At 67.6% G+C, this 18313-nt stretch carries 17 protein-coding genes; 12 read left to right on the forward strand and 5 right to left on the reverse strand.

The annotated features are described in order from the left end of the window. Positions 1-5 precede the first annotated feature (5 nt). From IPM49_16725 to IPM49_16740, 4 genes are read right to left on the reverse strand one after another with little or no spacing between them, the layout of a single operon-like run. A complete protein-coding gene (locus tag IPM49_16725) occupies positions 6-1277 on the reverse strand; it encodes a serine hydroxymethyltransferase (protein ID MBK9276166.1) in 1272 nt (423 codons plus the stop codon). 45 nt (positions 1278-1322) lie between these two features. Beyond that, on the reverse strand, positions 1323-1781 hold the full coding sequence (locus IPM49_16730; protein ID MBK9276167.1) for a hypothetical protein: 459 nt from the start codon (positions 1779-1781) through the stop codon (positions 1323-1325). Further along, positions 1778-2341 (reverse strand): archaeosortase/exosortase family protein, encoded by a 564-nt coding sequence (locus tag IPM49_16735; GenBank protein ID MBK9276168.1) that lies wholly within the window; start codon positions 2339-2341, stop codon positions 1778-1780. Before IPM49_16735 ends, IPM49_16730 begins: the two co-directional genes overlap by 4 nt. 3 nt (positions 2342-2344) lie before the next feature. Further along, entirely contained in the window at positions 2345-2557 is a 213-nt protein-coding gene (locus IPM49_16740; GenBank protein MBK9276169.1) for a hypothetical protein, read from the reverse strand. Between the two features lie 223 nt (positions 2558-2780). Between IPM49_16740 and IPM49_16745 the strand changes: the two genes are divergently transcribed. The 5 genes from IPM49_16745 to IPM49_16765 all read left to right on the forward strand — a co-directional run bounded on the left by IPM49_16745 (position 2781) and on the right by IPM49_16765 (position 10367). Beyond that, positions 2781-5201, forward strand: coding sequence for a polysaccharide biosynthesis tyrosine autokinase (locus IPM49_16745; protein MBK9276170.1), 2421 nt, complete (start codon positions 2781-2783; stop codon positions 5199-5201). A 9-nt stretch (positions 5202-5210) separates the two neighbouring features. Beyond that, a complete protein-coding gene (locus IPM49_16750) occupies positions 5211-7373 on the forward strand; it encodes an ATP-binding cassette domain-containing protein (protein MBK9276171.1) in 2163 nt (720 codons plus the stop codon). Further along, positions 7370-8173, forward strand: a complete 804-nt coding sequence (locus IPM49_16755) for a sulfotransferase (GenBank protein MBK9276172.1) — start codon at positions 7370-7372, stop codon at positions 8171-8173. Before IPM49_16750 ends, IPM49_16755 begins: the two co-directional genes overlap by 4 nt. 61 nt (positions 8174-8234) lie before the next feature. Continuing rightward, positions 8235-9377 (forward strand): DegT/DnrJ/EryC1/StrS family aminotransferase, encoded by a 1143-nt coding sequence (locus IPM49_16760; GenBank protein MBK9276173.1) that lies wholly within the window; start codon positions 8235-8237, stop codon positions 9375-9377. A gap of 30 nt (positions 9378-9407) precedes the next feature. Beyond that, positions 9408-10367: a hypothetical protein gene (locus IPM49_16765; protein ID MBK9276174.1), complete on the forward strand. Its 960-nt coding sequence runs from the start codon at positions 9408-9410 to the stop codon at positions 10365-10367. A gap of 1 nt (position 10368) precedes the next feature. Here IPM49_16765 and IPM49_16770 read toward each other — a convergent pair whose 3' ends face one another. After that, a complete protein-coding gene (locus IPM49_16770; GenBank protein ID MBK9276175.1) occupies positions 10369-10956 on the reverse strand; it encodes a hypothetical protein in 588 nt (195 codons plus the stop codon). A gap of 86 nt (positions 10957-11042) precedes the next feature. Between IPM49_16770 and IPM49_16775 the strand changes: the two genes are divergently transcribed. From IPM49_16775 to IPM49_16805, 7 genes are read left to right on the forward strand one after another with little or no spacing between them, the layout of a single operon-like run. Continuing rightward, entirely contained in the window at positions 11043-12008 is a 966-nt protein-coding gene (locus IPM49_16775; protein ID MBK9276176.1) for a glycosyltransferase family 2 protein, read from the forward strand. Positions 12009-12048: 40 nt separating this feature from the next. Continuing rightward, positions 12049-12762: a class I SAM-dependent methyltransferase gene (locus tag IPM49_16780; protein ID MBK9276177.1), complete on the forward strand. Its 714-nt coding sequence runs from the start codon at positions 12049-12051 to the stop codon at positions 12760-12762. Next, positions 12759-13871, forward strand: coding sequence for a glycosyltransferase (locus IPM49_16785; protein ID MBK9276178.1), 1113 nt, complete (start codon positions 12759-12761; stop codon positions 13869-13871). The genes IPM49_16780 and IPM49_16785 overlap by 4 nt, the downstream gene beginning before the upstream one ends. Positions 13872-13892: 21 nt before the next feature. Beyond that, positions 13893-15092, forward strand: a complete 1200-nt coding sequence (locus IPM49_16790) for a glycosyltransferase family 4 protein (GenBank protein MBK9276179.1) — start codon at positions 13893-13895, stop codon at positions 15090-15092. 1 nt (position 15093) lies between these two features. Then, positions 15094-16101: a glycosyltransferase gene (locus IPM49_16795; protein MBK9276180.1), complete on the forward strand. Its 1008-nt coding sequence runs from the start codon at positions 15094-15096 to the stop codon at positions 16099-16101. Then, on the forward strand, positions 16098-17081 hold the full coding sequence (locus tag IPM49_16800; protein ID MBK9276181.1) for a glycosyltransferase family 2 protein: 984 nt from the start codon (positions 16098-16100) through the stop codon (positions 17079-17081). The genes IPM49_16795 and IPM49_16800 overlap by 4 nt, the downstream gene beginning before the upstream one ends. Further along, entirely contained in the window at positions 17078-18310 is a 1233-nt protein-coding gene (locus IPM49_16805) for a glycosyltransferase (protein ID MBK9276182.1), read from the forward strand. Before IPM49_16800 ends, IPM49_16805 begins: the two co-directional genes overlap by 4 nt. Positions 18311-18313 lie beyond the last annotated feature (3 nt).

Raw genomic sequence — 18313 nt, forward strand, 5'->3', positions numbered from 1 at the left:
GGTCGTCAGGCGAAGAGGGGCCGCAGGCGCATCATGCCGTTCACCTGGAAGCGGATGCGGTCCAGCTCGGCGTCGTCGTTGCGGTGGGTGAGGGCCGCGTCGATCAGGTGCACGATCTGCCGGCATTCGGCCTCCTTGAGCCCGCGCGTGGTGATGGCCGGCGCGCCGATGCGGATGCCGCTGGTGACGAAGGGGCTCTGTGTGTCGAAGGGCACCATGTTCTTGTTCACGGTGATGTCCACGCGGCCCAGGGCCTGCTCGCCCTCCTTGCCGGTGATGCCCTTGTTGCGCAGGTCGATCAGCATGCAATGGTTGTCCGTGCCGCCGCTCACCACGTCGTAGCCCTTCTCCACGAGCCCTTCGGCCAGGGTCCGCGCATTGGTGATCACCTGCCGGCCGTAGTCCACGAAGCTCGGCGCGAGCGCCTCGCCGAACGCGATGGCCTTGGCGGCGATGACGTGCTCGAGCGGGCCGCCCTGGGTGCCGGGGAACACGGCGCCGTCCAGCACGCTGCCCAGGCTGCGCGCCTCGCCCTTGGGGGTCTTCACGCCCCACGGGTTGTCACCGTCGCGGCCGGCCAGGATGAGGCCTCCGCGCGGACCCCGCAGGGTCTTGTGCGTGGTGGTGGTCACCACATGGCAGTGGGGCAGGGGGTCGTTGAGGAGGCGCGCGGCGATGAGGCCGGCGGGGTGGCTGACATCGGCCAGCAGCACGGCCCCGACCTCATCGGCGATGGCCCGGAAGTTGGCATAGTCCCAGTCGCGGCTGTAGGCGCTGGCGCCGCAGATGATCAGCCTGGGCTTTTCGCGCTGTGCGGTCTCCCGCACCACGTTCATGTCCACCCGCCCGGTGGCCTTGTCCACGCCGTAGAAGGTGGCGCGGTAGAGCTTGCCGCTGAAGTTGACGGGGCTGCCATGGGTGAGGTGGCCGCCGTGGCTGAGGTCGAAGCCCAGGATGGTGTCGCCCGGCTTGAGCGCGGCGAGCATCACCGCGGCGTTGGCCTGCGCGCCGCTGTGCGGTTGCACGTTGGCCCATGCGGCACCGAAGAGGCGCTTGGCCCGGTCGATGGCCAGCTGCTCCACCTCGTCCACATGCTCGCAGCCGCCGTAGTAGCGCTTGCCGGGCAGGCCTTCCGCATACTTGTTGGTGAGCACCGAGCCCATGGCCTCCATCACCTGGTCGCTCACGTAGTTCTCGCTGGCGATCAGTTCCAGGCCCTTGGTCTGGCGCCATTTCTCCTTGTCGATGATGCCGAAGACCTGCTGATCGCGCTCCATGGTGGAAGATGGTGAGCGGCGAAGATAGCCGGGGGCGCCACGCGTTCAGGCGCGGGAGCGCCGGGCGAGCGGCAGCACCAGCAGGAGGATCAGCAGGAGCACGGGGTATTGCAGGGCGTGCAGCAGCTTCACGGCCACGGCCTCCAGCGGTGGAAGCGCACGCGCGCTGAGGTGCAACAGCAGGGCCACGGCGGCGGCGATGAGGGTGCCGGCGATCAGGGTGCGGCGGTGGCCATGGTGGCCGGTGAGCACGCGGGCCAGCCGCACGGCCAGCAGGAGCATGAGCGCCACGTAGGCGGCGGCGAGGAGCCACTTCAGCAGGGTCAGGTCGCCCAGGTCGGCGCCGGCGGCCCATCGCTGGAACAGCGAGTGGGCGTAGGAGTACGGGGTCCCCCGCTGCAGGTGGTCGATCTGGTAGTTGAGGTTGAGGAAGAGGAACTCGCGCACGGCACCGAGCAGCACGCCGATGGCGACGATGGCGGCCGCGGCAAGGCGGCGCTTCATGGCGCCGGGGCGGCGGGGGTGTTCCGCGCGAACCGCTTCACCCACAGGAACCACAAGAGGAAGACCCATCCGTACACGACCACATAGAAGGTGTAGTCGTGGTTGAAGTTGAGCAGCTCGTAGTCGATGGTGACCACGATGCAGAGGGCGGCGATGCGCAGCACATTGATGAGGTGGATCGAGAGCAGGCCCAGCGGAATGAACCACGCCTTGTGCCGCCAGGGCCCGGGGTAGGTGATGAGGAAGAGCGCGAACACGGCGAAGAGGCTCACCCCGTTGCAGGGGTCGCCGATCCAGAGCAGGTGGCCGCCCTGCACCCCCACGGTGCGGATCATCTCCGCGTTGGCGGGTTCGGGCAGCAGGGTGTAGCCCAGGGCGGAGAGCAGGGTGCCGCTGAGGCGGATGAGGTTGTCGATCACCGCGCGGTCGAGCACGCCCCAGGGATGGATGACGAGCTCATAGAGGAGGTACCAGCCCAGGAAGAGGGCACCTGCGGTGACGAGGAAGCGGACGAGCGGGTCGCGCAAGGTGGAGGAGGACGGTGCCTGAGGCCCGTCCATGGATCACTTGCTGTGGCGGGCCCGACGCAGGGAGATCGCGGAGCGACCGCCGATGATGGCGCCGGCGGCCATGAGCAGACCGATGCCACCGTCGATGGGGATGCAGGGTGGGGGCCAGCACGGGGGAGGGCCGCCCACGGGAGGCTGGGCCAGCAGGCCCCCGGCCAAGGGGAGCACGATCAGTGCGAGGACCGCTGCGAAACGGGGTAACGTCATCCTGGGCGAGGCGGTTCGGTCGGGTTGGCAAAGGTAGACTTTCCAGCTGCTCATGGTCCAGTGGGCGAAGATGAACATTTATGAACGATCGGCCAACGGCCCCGATGGATCGGCGGGCCAGGGCCGTGCGGATGGCCTTCCGGCCGGCCGTGTATCTTTGCCGCCCTTGCTCCGGGAGAGGGTGCCCCAATGGCGCGGCCCGTGCAGGAGCACGTTGCGAACGATGGCCACTCAGGGAAGTCAGGCGAAAGGCGGCATCATCGACGTCAACGACCTCCGGTATTTCGTCCGGATCTTCTCCAAGAACTGGTACTTCGTGGTGGTGGCCCTGGTGCTCTCCGCCGCGCTGAGCTACCTGTACTCCTACAAGATCCCCGAGGTGCACGGCGCCAGTGCGCAGATCCTGCTGAAGGACCGGGAGGTGTACAACTACCAGACGCAGGTCTACCAGAACATCGGCTATGTGGCGGCCTACAGCGACATCGTGAACCAGAAGCGGGTCCTCACCTCGTACGATCTGGTGGACAAGGCGCTGAGCAAGCTCGACTTCGACATCTCCTACTACATCATCGGTCGGTTCAAGGTCTCGCAGGTCTATGGCTCCCTGCCCTTCACGGTGAAGATCGACCTGTTGAACCCCAAGTACTACCAGCGCCCCTTCGACCTCCGGGTGGTGGACCCGGACCATTACGAGCTGAGCTACGACGGGGGTACGGGCATCGTGTCGAAGGTCTATGCCTTCGGGCAGGACGTGATGGAGAACGACTTCCTGCTGCGGGTGGACAAGAGCGAGCAGCTGGCCGCGGGCAGCTTTGAGAAGGTGACCGCGAGCGACTACCAGTTCGTGCGGCACAGCAGGCCCTGGCTGGTGAACAAGTACAAGAGCGGCATGGTGGTGGAGAACCTGGATTACACCACCATCCTGCAGGTCACCGTGGAGGACGAGATCCCCGCGCGGGCCAAGATGTTCCTGGACACCCTGAGCCGCGAGTACATCAATTACACGCTGCAGAGCGAGTTCGACATCAACCAGAACACGCTCAACTACATCGACAAGCAGCTCGACGAGGTGACGGTGATCCTGAACCAGTTCGAGGACGAGCTTCAGCGCTACAAGGAGAGCCGCAACATCCTGGACCTGAGCCGCGAGGAGGACCGCTACTTCAACGAGCTGGTGCGGTTCGACAATGAACGGCGCAAGCTGGAGCTGATGATCCAGTCGCTCAACGACCTGGAGGATTACGTGGTGAACATCGGGGACGAGAAGCTGCTGCCGCCCTCGTTCTACATCCTGGAGGACGATGTGTTCCTGCGCAACACGCTCAGCGAGCTGTACGCCATGCAGATGAACCGCAACAGCATGCTGTTCGACGCCACCCCGGAGAACCTGAGCGTGAACCGGCTGGACAGCACCATCATGCTCAACCGCGGCAACCTGCTGGTGTACGTGAAGAACTCGCGCAAGGCCATCGAGGCGAAGATCAGCGACGTGCAGGCGCAGATGGCGGATTACGAGCGGTTGATCCGCACGGTGCCCCTGAGCCAGCGCGACATCCTCAACATCGAACGGCGCCTTCAGGTGAACGAGAAGCTCTACCTCTTCCTGCTGGAGAAGCGGGCCAACACGGTGATCGCACGGGCGGGCATCGTGCCGCAGACCAAGGTGATCGAGCTGGCCCGGTCCATCGGGGTGGTACGGCCGGACAAGGTGAAGATCCTGTACGCCTTCATGGTGGGCGGCATCGTGATCTCGCTGATCATCGTGTTCATCCGCGTGATGTTCTACGATCGGATCGAGAACGCCGACCAGCTGAAGGCCATGGTGCACATGCCCGTGTTCGGGGAGATCATCGCCAGCGACAAGGCCGAGGAGAACTACGTGGTGGTGGACAGCGACCCCAAGAGCGCGATCACCGAGAGCTTCCGGACGGTGCGCACCAACCTGGAGTACCTGCCCGGGCCGCAGGGCACCGGGCGCGTGGTACTGGTCACCAGCTACCGTCCCAACGAAGGCAAGACCTTCTGCAGCGTGAACCTCAGCGCCATCCTGGCCAAGGCGGGCAAGCGGGTGATGCTGCTGGAGCTCGACCTGCACAAGCCCAAGGTGGGCAAGGGCCTGAACATGACCAGCACGCAGGGCCTGAGCAACCTGCTGGTGGGCCACGTGGAGCCGGCCGCCGTCGTGCAACCCACGCAGATCGAGAACTTCCACGTGATCCTCAGCGGCCCCACCCCGCCCAACGCGTCGGAGCTCGTGCTGAGCCGCCACCTGGAGGAACTGTTCCGCTACGGTCGGCAGCACTACGACTACGTGATCATCGACACCCCGCCGGTGGGCCTGATCACCGACGCGCTGGTGATGATGAAGCATGTGGACGCCACCCTCTTCGTGGTGAACACGCGGTTCGCCAACAAGGACCACCTCACCAGCGCCATGGAGGTGATCCACAGCAATCCGGTGCGCAACTTCGGCTTCATCCTCAACGGTGTGCGGATGAAGAAGAGCAAGTACTACTACAACACCAACTACGGCTACGGTTATCGCTACGCGTACGGCTATGGCAGCGGCTACGGCTATGGCTACGGCTACGGCCGCCGCAAGCGGGGCAAGGACGCCAAGGATGGTGGGGACACCGAGGCCTGATCCCCTGGCATGAGCGCGACATCCGCCGCGAACACCGCAACGCCCGATGGCGGCTTCACCACGGTGATCGGTCCCGGGCGCCCGCTGCTCGCCGTCGACCTCCGCGAGCTCTGGCATTACCGCGACCTGGTGCTGCTCTTCACCCGTCGCGACATCGTCACGGTCTACGCCCAGACGGTGCTCGGTCCGCTGTGGGTGGTCCTCCAGCCCCTGATCACCACCTTCACCTTCGCGATCATCTTCGGCAAGGCCGCCGGTCTGGCCCCGCCCGACCTGCCCGGTCCGCTCTTCTACATGTCGGGCCTCGTGCCCTGGGCCTTCTTCAGCGGCCAGATCACCAAGACCTCGCGCACCCTGGTGGGCGGCGCGCACGTGATGACCAAGGTGTACTTCCCCAGGTTGGTGATGCCCATCAGCATGACGCTGAGCAACGGCTTCACCTTCCTGATCCAGTTCGTCGCGCTGGGCGTGATGATCGCCGCCTACGCCTGGAGCGGGGACCTCACCTGGTCGGCGGGCGCACATCTGCTCGGTCTGCCGGTGCTGGTCCTCATCATGGGCATCCTGGGCCTTGGCACGGGCATCCTCATCTCGGCCGCCACCACCAAGTACCGTGACCTGAGCTTCCTGGTGGGCTTCGGCGTGCAGCTGCTGATGTACGCCAGCCCAGTGATCCTGCCGTTGAGCCGGCTGCAGAAATTCCCCGCCCTGCTGCGTGTGTTCGAGCTGAACCCGATGACCGCGGTGATCGAGGCGTTCCGGGCGATGCTGTTCGGTGGCGCGGTGCCCTGGGACGGCCTGGTGTACTCCGCCACGGTGGCGGTGGCCATGCTGCTGGTGTGGGGTGATGACCTTCAACAAGGTGGAGCGCTCCTTCGCCGACATCGTGTGACCATGGGCCCTGTGGTGATCGAGGTGGAGGGCCTGGGCAAGAGCTATCGCCTGGGAAGCATCGGCAGCGGCACCATCGCCGATGAGCTGCGCCGGGGCTGGGCCCGCCTGCGCGGCCGCCCGGAGCCGGATGCACCGGTGGACACCGCCTCGCCCGGGAGGGCGCAGGGCCGCATCTTCCACGCGCTGAGCGACGTGTCCTTCCACCTGCGCGAGGGCGAGGTGCTCGGCATCATCGGGCGCAACGGCGCAGGCAAAAGCACGCTGCTCAAGCTGCTCTCGCGCATCACCGCGCCCACCGCGGGGGCCATCCGCATGAAGGGGCGCGTGGCCAGCCTGCTGGAGGTGGGCACGGGCTTCCACCCGGACCTCACCGGCCGCGAGAACATCTACCTCAACGGCGCCATCCTGGGCATGCACCGGCGCGAGATCGACACCAAGCTCCAGGAGATCATCGCCTTCAGCGGCATCGAGCACCACATCGACACCCCGGTGAAGCGCTACAGTTCGGGCATGAAGGTGCGGCTCGGCTTCGCGGTCGCGGCGCACCTGGAACCGGAGATCCTCATCGTGGACGAGGTGCTGGCCGTGGGGGATGCGGAGTTCCAGCGCAAGTGCCTGGGCAAGATGAAGGACGTGAGCACCAGCGGCCGCACCATCCTGTTCGTGAGCCACAACATGACAGCGGTGCTGAGCCTGTGCACGCGCGTGGTGTGGATCGATGGCGGGCGCGTGGCGGCCGATGGCCCGCCGGAGGAGGTGGTGGCCGCCTACCTCGGCTCCTACGCGCAGGGCGGTGATGAAGCGGCCTGGGCGCCGGGTGAAGGCCCCGGCAGTGACCTGGTGCGCCTCACCCACGCGGCGGTGGTGCCCCGGGAGGAGGCGGCACCCCTCACCATGCGCAGCCCCTTCGCCATCCGCATCGGGCTGGAGAACCATGGGGTGCATGACGACGACCTCAACATCGGCCTCCGCGTGGTGAACGACCACGACCTGGTGCTCTTCGCCAGCACGCAGGCCGACAGTGGCACGGACCGTCCGCCGGTGCCCCGCGGGCGCTTCGAGGTGGAATGCCTCATCCCCGGCGACCTGATGAACGAGGGCAGCTACCATGTGGTGGTCACTGCGTTCCGGGGGGCGAAGCTCCACTTCATCACCGAGCGTGTGCTCAGCTTCACGGTGCACGCCGGTGAGCGCCGCGGGGCCTGGTTCGGCAAACAGGCGGGCCTGGTGCGGCCGCGCCTCGCCTGGCGCACCGTTGATCCCGACAACGCGGCATGAGCGGGCTGTTCCACCTGGCGAAGAGGCTGGCCGAACCGCTGCGGCCCCGGCTGTTGCCCTCCATCGTGATCGTGGGCGCCCAGAAGGCGGGCACCTCGGCGTTGTACAGCATGCTGGTGCGCCATCCGCGGGTGATCGCGCCGGTGGAGAAGGAGCTCACCTTCTTCGGCAACGACAACACCTATGCGCTGGGCATGGCGCACTACCGGCGGATGCTGCCCGTGCGCCCGCTGCGCGGCAGGGGATGGACCACCCTGGACGCCACGCCGAACTACCTCTACCGCCCCGCGGCGGCCGAGCGCATCCACCGTCACCTGCCCGGTGCGGTCATCGTGGCCGTGCTGCGCGATCCGGTGAAGCGCGCGCGGTCGGACTGGAACATGTTCCACCAGTTCAAGGGGCATCCGCGCTACGCCCACCTGTACGACCCGCGCCCCTTCGCCGAGGCGATGGCCGCCGAGCTGGCCGACCCGCCGCCCTTCGGCTACCTGGCCCGCGGCCACTACGGTCCGCAAGTGGAGCGCTACATCCGTCTGTTCGGCCGGGAGCGGGTGCTCGTGTTCGGCTACCCGGAGCTGAAGGCCTCGCCGGAGAGCGTGGTGCGGCGCATCGCCGAAGCGGCAGGGCTTGATGCGTCGCTCTTCCCGGACCGGTTGCGCGAGGTGCGGGCCAACGTGCGGGCCTACGGCGAACCCGTGGACACCGCGATGGAGGAGCGGCTTCGCGCCTACTATGCGCCGCACCTTCGTCGCTTGGACGAGGTGCTCGGCGGGCACCTTGACCTGCGGGAGGAGCGGTGAACCGCTGCCGGCCGGGCCGCACAAGGCGGGCTTCCGTATCTTCGCGGACCACCCCCAGCGCATGATCGGTACCCAGGAGAAGGGCTCCACGTCCGGTGTTCCGCAGACCCCTGCGGGCGAACGCGGCCCCGTTTACGTCACCCGCGCCTTTCTCCCTCCGTTCGACACCTTCACGGAACTCATGCGGGGCGTATGGGAGCGCGGGCAGCTCACCAACAACGGCCCGCTCGTGCAGCAGTTCGAGCGCGCCCTGGCCGAGCAGGCCGGGATCGCTCATCCGCTCTTCCTGGTGAACGGCACCATCGCGCTCAACCTCATCATCCGGGCGTTGGAGCTCAAGGGTGAGGTCATCACCACGGCGTTCTCGCATCCGGTCACCACCACCAGCATCATCTGGGAGGGCTGCACACCGGTGTTCGTGGACATCGATCCGGACACCTTCTGCATCGACCCCTCGGCGATCGAGGAGCGCATCACACCGGCCACCAGCGCGATCCTGGCCACGCATGTGTACGGACTGCCCTGCGATGTGGAGGCCATCAAGGCCATCGCCCGTCGGCACGGCCTGAAGGTGATCTACGATGGAGCGCACGCGTTCGGCACGCGCTACAAGGGTGAAAGCCTGTTGAACTACGGTGATGTCAGCTCCACGAGCTTCCACGCCACCAAGGTGTTCCACACCGTGGAGGGAGGCAGCGTGCACACCCGCGACCAGGCCCTGTACACACGGCTGCGGCTGTTGCGCACGATGGGCCAAGTGGGCGAGGGCTTCCATGCCGTGGGGCTCAACGCCAAGAACAGCGAGCTGCATGCGGCCATGGGCGTGGCCAATCTGCCGTTCCTCGACGAGATCCTGGCCCAGCGGCGGCACCAGTGGGAGCGCTATGCGACCGGGCTCGCCTCCGCTCCGGTGCATCTGGCGCGGATCCCCGCCGACACCGAGTACAACCACTCGTACTTCCCTGCGGTCCTGCCCACCGAAGAGACCCTGCTGCGCGTGAGGGCCGCGCTGAACGCGGTGGACATCCATCCGCGCCGGTATTTCAGCCCGGCCGTCACCGAGCTTCCCTTCATCGGACGCGCGGGCGAATGCCCGATCGCCGAGTCGGTGGCCCACAGGGTCCTCTGTCTGCCGTTGTACCATGGTCTGTCCGATGCCATCATCGATGAGGTGGTGGACATCGTCTCGCGCACGCTGCGCTGAACCCCGCACCCGCATTCAACCGGACCAGCGATGAGCCCCGATCATCCGATCGACCTGCGCAAGGTCCTGGACGTGCTGGAGCGCCTTGGGATCGAGCATCGACTGGAGGGCGGCATGCGGGACATCCGCAAGGTGTGCAGCCTCTTCCTCAAGGAACCGAACGGTCTTTACTACCACGCGGGAAGTGATGCGTCGGTGTTCACCACGGTGAAGGAGAGCGTCGTGATCTGCCGGGCGGAGGCGCTGGGCGAACTGCATGGCAATTCGGCCATCGTGGTGAACGAGGACCCGCAGCTCGTCATCTATCGCATCTGCAACGCGCTCTTCGCCAGGAAGCCGCCCTCGGGGATCCACCCGACGGCCATCGTGCATCCCGAGGCCCGCATCGGGGCGGAGGTGAGCATCGGCCCGTACTGCGTCGTGGGCCGGAGCACCATCGGCGACGGGTCGCGGCTGGAGTCGCATGTGGTGATCGGGGATGGCTGCACCATCGGGGCGCGCGTCGCGTTGGAGCCCCATGTGTGCATCGGGGCCATGGGCCTGGCCTGGGTGTGGGATGCCGAGGGCAGGCGCGTGATCATGCCCCTGCTGGGCGGGGTCACCATCGGTGACGACTGCTTTCTGGGCGCCGATGTGGGCGTGGTGCGCGGCATGTTCAATGAGGACACGACCATCGGGGAAGGCACCATGATCGCGCCCGGCAGCAAGGTGGGCCACGGGGTGCGCATCGGGCGCATCTGCCATCTGGCCAACAACGTCACGCTGGCCGGTTGGTCGCAGATCGGTGAACGCTGCTTTCTGGGCTCGGCCTGTGCGGTGCGTCCGCACGCCAAGGTGGCCCCCGGGACCATCGTGGGCAGCGGTGCGGTGGTCACGCGCGACATCACCGAGCCGGACACCACCGTGGCGGGGGTGCCGGCGAAGCGCATGGCTGACAAGGAGAAGAGCAGCGGGGTCCCTCGTCGCTACGTCGCCCGGAGCGGCGAGTGAATCATTGCTCGAAACCGCCCTCCACGAAGTCCTTGCTCTTCCAGTAGTCCTTCTGCCGGAGGGGCTTCACCGGCACACCGACGTAGATGCCGCTTTCGGTGATGTCCTTGTTCACGAAGCCCATGGCACCGATGGTGACGTCATCGGCGATCTTCACGCTGGCGGCGATCTTGCTTCCCGCACCGATGTAGCAGCGCTCGCCGATCACCGTGCCGTGCTTGGTCTCGTGCAGGTGCGTGCTGCCCAGGGTGATCACGTTGGGCCCCAGGAAGGCCTTCTTCTTGATGAGGACCTTGCTGGTGAGGATGGTGCCGTACTTCAGGGTGGCGCCGTCCTCGATCTCGCAGCCCTCGGCGGTGCGGATGCGGCCCTGCAACACCACGTTCGCACCGGCCCGGAGCCCCTTGCCGATCTCGCAGTGGTTGCCCACCACGCTGCCATCGCCCAGATGCACATTGTCGCCGATGATCGTGTGGCTGCCGATCGTGACGTTCTCGCCGAAGACGCAGCCCTTGCCGATGATGGTGAAGTGGCCGACCTTGAAGTTGGACCCCGTGCGCAGGTCGGGATCGACGATGGAGGTGCTCATGGGCGCGGTGTTGGACGCCGAAGATACGGCCCCCGCCTGCATTCCGCCCGATGTTGCCACCTTCGCGGCGCCTGTTCCCGCCGGCCATGGATCGAAGCCCCGAACGCCCATCCTCCGAGGTGCCGCTGGTCTCCGTGATCGTATGCACCTACCAGCATGGACCGTACATCGCGCGGTGCCTGGAGAGCATCAAGGCCCAGCGGACCAGCTTCCCGATCGAGGTGCTCGTGGGGCAGGACTTCTCCTCGGATAACACCGGTGCGGAGTGCGACCGGGTGGCCAAGGGCGATCCGCGCTTCACGGTGCATCATTGGCAGAAAGGTGAACGCTGGCGCATCGAAGGGCAGCCCACGGGCCGGAGGAACTTCATGCGGCTCCATGCCATGGCGCGGGGTCGCTACGTGCACTTCATCGATGGTGACGACGGATGGCTGGACCCGCTGAAGCTGCAGCGCCAGGTGGACCTGCTGGAGTCCGATCCCGCCTGCATGGGCAGCTACCACCAGACCGCTGTGATGGATGAGCGCGGTGCCCTGACGCATCCCTGGCGCGACCACCTGCCGGAGCGGATGGGCCTGGAGGAGGTGGTGGGCCTGCGCGCGCCCTTTCACCCGAGCAGCTTCATCTGGCGCAACACACCGGCGATCCGTGCGATGATCACCGGGCCGGGCGGGTGGAAGGCCGGCAGCGGCGACATGTGGTTCTTCGCGAGCGCCGCCACGCAGGGACATCTGCGCGGAGTGGACGGGGAGATGAGCTACTACACGCGCCACGGCCAGGGCCTTTCGTCGCAAGGCCTCTTCTCGCGCACCAACATCCACCGCCTGCGCATCCTGCAATGGCAGCGCCTCGACCAGTTGACCGCCGGCCGATGGCGGGCCCACCTGGATGCCGTATGCGACCGGCACCTGGACCAGGTGACCGGTGCGCCCATGACCGGCCTGGACAAGCGGCGATGGCTCCTTGCACTGGGCCGGGCCCCCCGGTATTTCATGGCCCAACGGCGATGGGCCCGCGTGCTCGGTGCGCTGCGCGCGGCGCCTCCGGCCTGATCCGCTTCGCACGGCAATGCCGAACTTTCAGGCCCCGCCGATGACCGATCCCTACCTCGACCTGCCGCTCACGGCCGACACGCAGGACCTCTACACGGTGCGCACGGCGATCCGTCAGGCCTTGCGCGCGCAGCTCCCCCGGTTCCAGGGCACCTTCCTCGATATCGGCAGCGGCCTGCAGCCCTACCGCGGCCTCATCACATCCGCGCCTTCGCGCGTGGAGCGCTATATCGGCATGGACCTCGCCGGCAACGCGGTGAACACCTACCACAAGGTCCATCCGGAGCTGGAATGGGACGGGGTGCGCATCCCGCTCGACGACCGGTCCGTGGACAGTGCGATGGCCACCGAGGTGCTGGAGCACTGTCCCGATCCCGGCGCGGTGCTCCGCGAGGCCTTCCGGGTGCTGCGCCCGGGATCGCCGTTGTTCATCACGGTGCCCTTCCTGTGGCCGTTGCACGATGTGCCCTATGACGAATACCGGTACACGCCCTTCGCCCTGCGCCGGTTGCTCGAAGGTGCGGGCTTCACGGACATCACGGTGCGGCCGCTGGGCGGATGGGATGCGAGCCTTGCGCAGCTGCTCGGCCTTTGGGCCCTGCGCCGTCCGATGCCCACCTGGAAGCGGCGCATCGTGAAGCGGCTCACGCTGCCGCTGGTCCGTCATCTGCTGCGGCACGACCATGTGCCCGATCCCATGAGCGCCCCGATGATCACCGGGTTGATGGCCCTGGCCCACACACCCCGCGCATGACCACCGCCGCGCGCCTCTGCGTCGTCTCCCCCAATCGCAACGTCTACAGCGAGACCTTCATCGCCGCCCATTTGCAACGGCTGCCCGGTCTGGAGCTGGTGCTCACCGACGGTCATCTGCCGCGGCGTGACGCGGACGGGGCCTTGCTGCTGCCACCCACCCTGGCGCGGAGGGTGGCCTCACGGCTGATGCGCACCCCGCCCGAGGCCCTGCTCGAGCGGCGGATCGCCCGCCTGCTGAAGCGTCACCGCATCGATGTGGTGCTCGCCGAATATGGCCCCACGGGCGAGGCGATGCTCGAGCCATGCGGACGCGCGGGGGTGCCTCTGGTGGTCCATTTCCACGGAGTGGACGCCTTCCATGTGAAGTTGCTGAAGGACCATGCCGGCTACCGCCGGATCCTGAAGGAGGCCGCGGCCGTGGTGGTGGTGAGCCGGGAGATGGAGCGGCAGCTCCTCGACCTCGGTGCCGACCGGTCCAGGCTGCATTACAATTGCTATGGCATCGATGTGGAGCGCTTCCGGGCCGGACGTCCCGACCAGGCGCCGCCCCACTTCATCGCCGTGGGCCGCTTCGTGGACAAGAAGGCGCCGCACCTCACCGTGCTGGCCTTCCATCAGGCCTGGCGGCGCGATGCCGCGATGCGTCTGACGATCGCCGGCACCGGGCCGCTGTGGGACAGCACGCGCCAACTCGTGGCCGCACTGGGGTTGGAGGGCGTGGTGGACCTGCCCGGTGTCCTCACCCCGCCGCAGGTCGCCGAACGCATGGCCGCCTCGCGGGCCTTCGTGCAGCACAGTGTGGTGTCGGCGGACAACGATCATGAAGGCACGCCGCTCAGCGTGCTCGAGGCCATGGCATGCGCACTTCCCGTGGTGGCCACCCGCCATGCGGGCATTCCCGATGTGGTGGAGCATGAAGGGAGCGGACTGCTCAGCGCCGAGCGCGATCTGGACGCCATGGCGCACCATCTGCAGCGCCTGGCCGCCGATCCTGCGCTTGCGTTGCGCATGGGCCAGGCCGGCCGGTCGAGCGCCGAGCGGCATCACCGTGTGGAGGACAGCGTGGCGCGGTTGAGCGCGATCATCGCCGGGGCGGCCCGCAGGTGAACGGTACTTTCGCCGGCGACCATGGCCGTGCCCGTCCCAGTCGCCTACATCACGCACTACCCCGAGCTCTACGGGGCCAACCGCAGCCTGCTCGACCTGATGCTGGAACTGCGCGACCGCGGTGCCGTGCGGCCTCATGTGCTGCTGCCGCGGGAAGGCGACCTGGTGGCGGCGCTCCAGCGCGAAGGCATCGCCCACGCGGTGGTCCCCTTCCGCCCGTGGATGAGCGAACGCCATTACAGCGGCCGGCTCCATCACCGCATCCGGCAGTACTGGCAGCAGGAGCGGCAGGCACGCGAGCGCGCGGCGGCCAACCGCGCCATCCTTCCCGCGCTGGTCGAGCGGGTGCGCGGCTGGCAGGTGCAGCTGCTGCACGCGAACAGCGCCGTGGTGGGCGTGGCGCCTGCGCTCAAGGCCGCCACAGGGCTTCCGCTGGTGTGGCACATCCGCGAACTGCCCGAGCGGCAATATCTGTTGCACCTCGATGCCGGAACGCGCGCCTATGGGCGGGCTTTGCGCCGTTCGGACCGGATCATCGCCATTTCCCAGGCCGTGCGCGAGGACATCCTCCGCTACACGGGACCCGGTGCACCGATCACCGTGGTGTACAACGGCGTATTGCGTGCCGCGCGCTACGCCGAGCTGGCCGCAGGGAACGAAGCACGCTGGTCCACCACGCCGCCGTTCACCTTCCTGCTGGTCGGTCTCATCCATCCCTCCAAGGGCCAGGTGGAAGCGGTGGAGGCCCTGGCCCTGCTGAAGCGGCAGGGGCATCCGGTGCGTCTGGTGATCGCCGGCGACGGTCGCGACAGCGCCCTGCGGCAGCGGATCGCCGCGCTTGGCGTGGACGATGTGGTGGACCTGAAGGGCTTCGTGAAGGACCCCTTCCCGCTGTTCCGCGGAGCGCACGCCCTGTTGATGTGTTCGCGGAACGAGGCCATGGGCCGCGTCACCGTGGAAGGCATGGCCTGCGGGCTCCCGGTCGTGGGGCATGCGTCGGGTGGCACGCTCGAGCTGGTGAACGATGGGGTGAACGGGCTCCTCTATTCCGGTGGCGCTGAAGCCCTGGCGGAACGCATGGCCCGGCTCGCGACCGACGCCGGCCTGGCGCGGCGGCTGAGTGCCGAGGCCGCCCGCACCGCCGCGGGTCGGTTCAGTGTGGAGCGCTATGCCGGCGAGGTGAATGAGGTGTACCGTGCGGTACTTTCGGACGCGCACTGAGATGACCGCCCCCCTGATCTCCATCGTCACACCGAGCTTCCGGCAGGCCGCCTACATCGAGGAGTGCCTGCGTTCCGTGGGGGATCAGCCGGTGCCGGTGCAGCATGTCGTGGTCGATGGTGGCAGCGCCGATGGGTCCAGGGAGCTCATCGCGAAGCACGCCGGCCGGCTGCATTGGTGGTGCAGTGAGCCGGACCGTGGCCAGAGCGATGCCATCAACAAAGGGCTGGCGCGATGCACCGGCACGGTGTTCAACTGGCTGAACAGCGATGACCTGCTGCTGCCCGGTGCGCTGAAGCATGTGGCGGATGCGTTCGCGGACGATCCCGACCTGCTCGTGTTCGGCGGCCGCCTGGTGCACCGCAGCGCCGGTGGCGACCGCCCTTTCGAGCGCGTGAACGATGCGCGCGATGTGCAGCGCCTCTTCCGGGACCCGGTGATCAACCAGCCCGCCACCTTCTACCGCATGGACGTGGTGAAGGAACTGGGCGGGGTGGACCCGGCGCTGCACTACGTCATGGACGTGGAGCTCTGGTGGCAGGTGCTCTTCCGCCACGGCCCTGCCCATCTGCGCTTCGAGGATGTGGAACTCGCCGTGTTCAGGCTGCACGAGGAAAGCAAGACGGTGACCGCGCATCGCGGTTTCCTCGACGAACTGGCGAGCCTGCTGCACGGCCTGTGCATGGCCTCCGGACAATCCGACCTGGCCCGCGTACTGGCCATCGGGCACGACCTGCGGGACGGGTTGCGCGGCATTCCTGTCGGCACCGAGCACCGCAGCGTGGTGCGCGGCATGGTGCTGCACTTCCTGCTGAAGTGGCACGGTGTGGTGCATCGCCGCGAGCAATACCGCATGATGAAGGCCTTGAAGCGCGTGGTGACCCTGCGCGACATGAAGGACATGGACGACACGCTGCTGCACCGCTGGACGCAGCTCGACACGCAGTTGAGGTCGCCCACCTGGTGGACCTTCCGGCTGCGGCGCAAGTGGCGTCACCTGCGCCCATGAAGGTCAGCGTGCTCATCCCGGTGTACAACAAGGCGCCCTTCCTGCGGGAGTGCCTCGACAGCGTGTACGCGCAGACGCACGCCGACCTGGAGGTGGTGGCCGTGGACGACCACAGCACCGACGACAGCCTGGCCCTGCTGCGTGCAGAGACCGACCCCCGGCTGCGCATCATCGAGCTGCCGGCGAACCGCGGTCCTGCCGGGGCGGCCAACGCAGGGCTCGATGCCTGCACCGGCGCTTACATCGTACGCCTCGACGCCGACGACCTGATGGTGCCCACGCGGGTGGAGCAGCAGGTGGCCTACATGGAGGCCCACCCCGAGGTGGGCGCCAGCGGCGGATGGCTGAAGCTGTTCGGTGCGCGGGACCGGGTGTGGAAGTTCCCCCTCGACGATGCGGCGTGCAAGGCGCAGCTGCTCTTCGGCGTGCCCGTGTCGCAGGGCGCGTCCATCCTGCGCCGTGCGGTGCTGGAGGCCCACGGGTTACGCTACGATCCGGCCTGGCCCCGGGTGGGGGAGGATTGGCTCTTCTGGACCCGGTTGGCCCGTGTTTCGGCCTTCGGGAACCTGGACGCACCGATGACCCTGTACCGGCGGGGCGAGCAGAACATCAGCCACGGACGGGACAAGCGGGCCGACCACGAGCGGCTGGTGCGTGCCGTGTTCGGCTGGTTCAACGTGCCGCACACCGAAGCGGACGTCCGCCTTCATCTCATGACGATGCGCCTCTTCGATGATGCGCTCTCGGCGGCGGATGTGCGGGCGCTGCACGAGTGGTTGAAGCGCCTGCGGGCGTGGAACGGCCGTGAGCGCGTGTTCCCCGTCGAAGCGTTCGAGGCGCGCGTCCGGCAGGCGTGGGACGGGCTGTTCCACGCGCTGGCGGACCGTGATGGGGGTGCGGCGTGGACGCACCTGAGACTTGGCGGCACCTGGTCCGTCGGCCGGTTGTGGTACCTCATGCGCAAGGCGATGCGGCGATGAAGGACCTCTGGCTGTTCACCACGCGATTCCCCTACGGACAGGGCGAGCCCTTCCTGGAGAACGAGCTGCCGTTCCTGGCCGAACGGTTCGCGCGCATCCGCCTGATCCCCTTGGTGCGCGATCACGGCATGCGTGTGCTGCCGCCGAACGTGGAGGTGGTGCCGCCACCGGCCGACCCTTACGCCGTGGCCTCGCCGCTGCGGATGCTGGCCTACGCGCGCACCTGGTGGCGCATGCGGCGTGTGGTACGCGCCTCCGCGCCCTCCGCGGAGGTGCGCGACCGGCTCTGGCCCGATGCGCGCGCGGCGATGCGACAGGCCCTGGAACGCATGCACCGGTATCGGACGGGTCTGTTCCGTGAGTTCGATCCCGGGCGCGTGCTCCTTTACAGCTACTGGATGGCCGACCACGCCACGGCCCTCTCGCTGTTGCAGCTCACCGACCCGCGGGTGCGCTTCACGGCGCGCATGCACGGCTTCGACCTTTACGCCGACCGCTGGCCCGGCCGGTGGCCCTTCTTCCAGGACCTGCAGATGGCCCATGTGGACCGCGTTCATCTGGTCTCGAAAGCCGGTCTGGACCACCTCACCGCGCGGTATCCGCAGCACGCCCACCGCTGTGAGCTGTCCCGGCTGGGCACCTTCGACCACGGTCCGGGACCTTGGGCGCCGGCACCGGAACTGCGGATCGCATCGGCCGCGCACCTGGTGCCCATCAAACGGGTCGGGCTGCTCATCGAGGCGTTGCGGCATGTTCGGCGACCGGTGCGCTGGACGCACTTCGGCGAAGGTCCCGAGCGGGCCGCCTTGGAGGCCGCCATCGCCACCCTGCCACCGCATGTGCGCGCGGAGCTGCCCGGCAACATCGCCAACCAGGACCTGCTGGCCTGGTACCGGCGCACCCCGGTGGACCTCTTCGTGCATCTCAGCAGCACGGAGGGCGGGGTGCCCGTGGCGTTGCAGGAGGCGGCGAGCTTCGGCATCCCGCTCCTGGCGGCCGATTCCGGCGGGGTGCGCGAGATCGTGGGACCCGCCACCGGTACGCTGCTGCCCCACGGGCCCGGGGTCGATGCGATCGCGCAGCACCTGGAGACCTTCCAGGATGGACCGCATTACACGGTCCCGTTCAGGGCCGGGGTGCGGGCGGTCTGGGCCGAAGGCTTCAAGGCCGAGGTCAATTTTGGGCATTTTTGCGACCGCCTCCTTGGCCACGCCGAGCGCGTGCGCTAGCCC

It is taken from the genome of Flavobacteriales bacterium (genome assembly GCA_016715895.1).
GTDB lineage: Bacteria > Bacteroidota > Bacteroidia > Flavobacteriales_F > PHOS-HE28 > PHOS-HE28.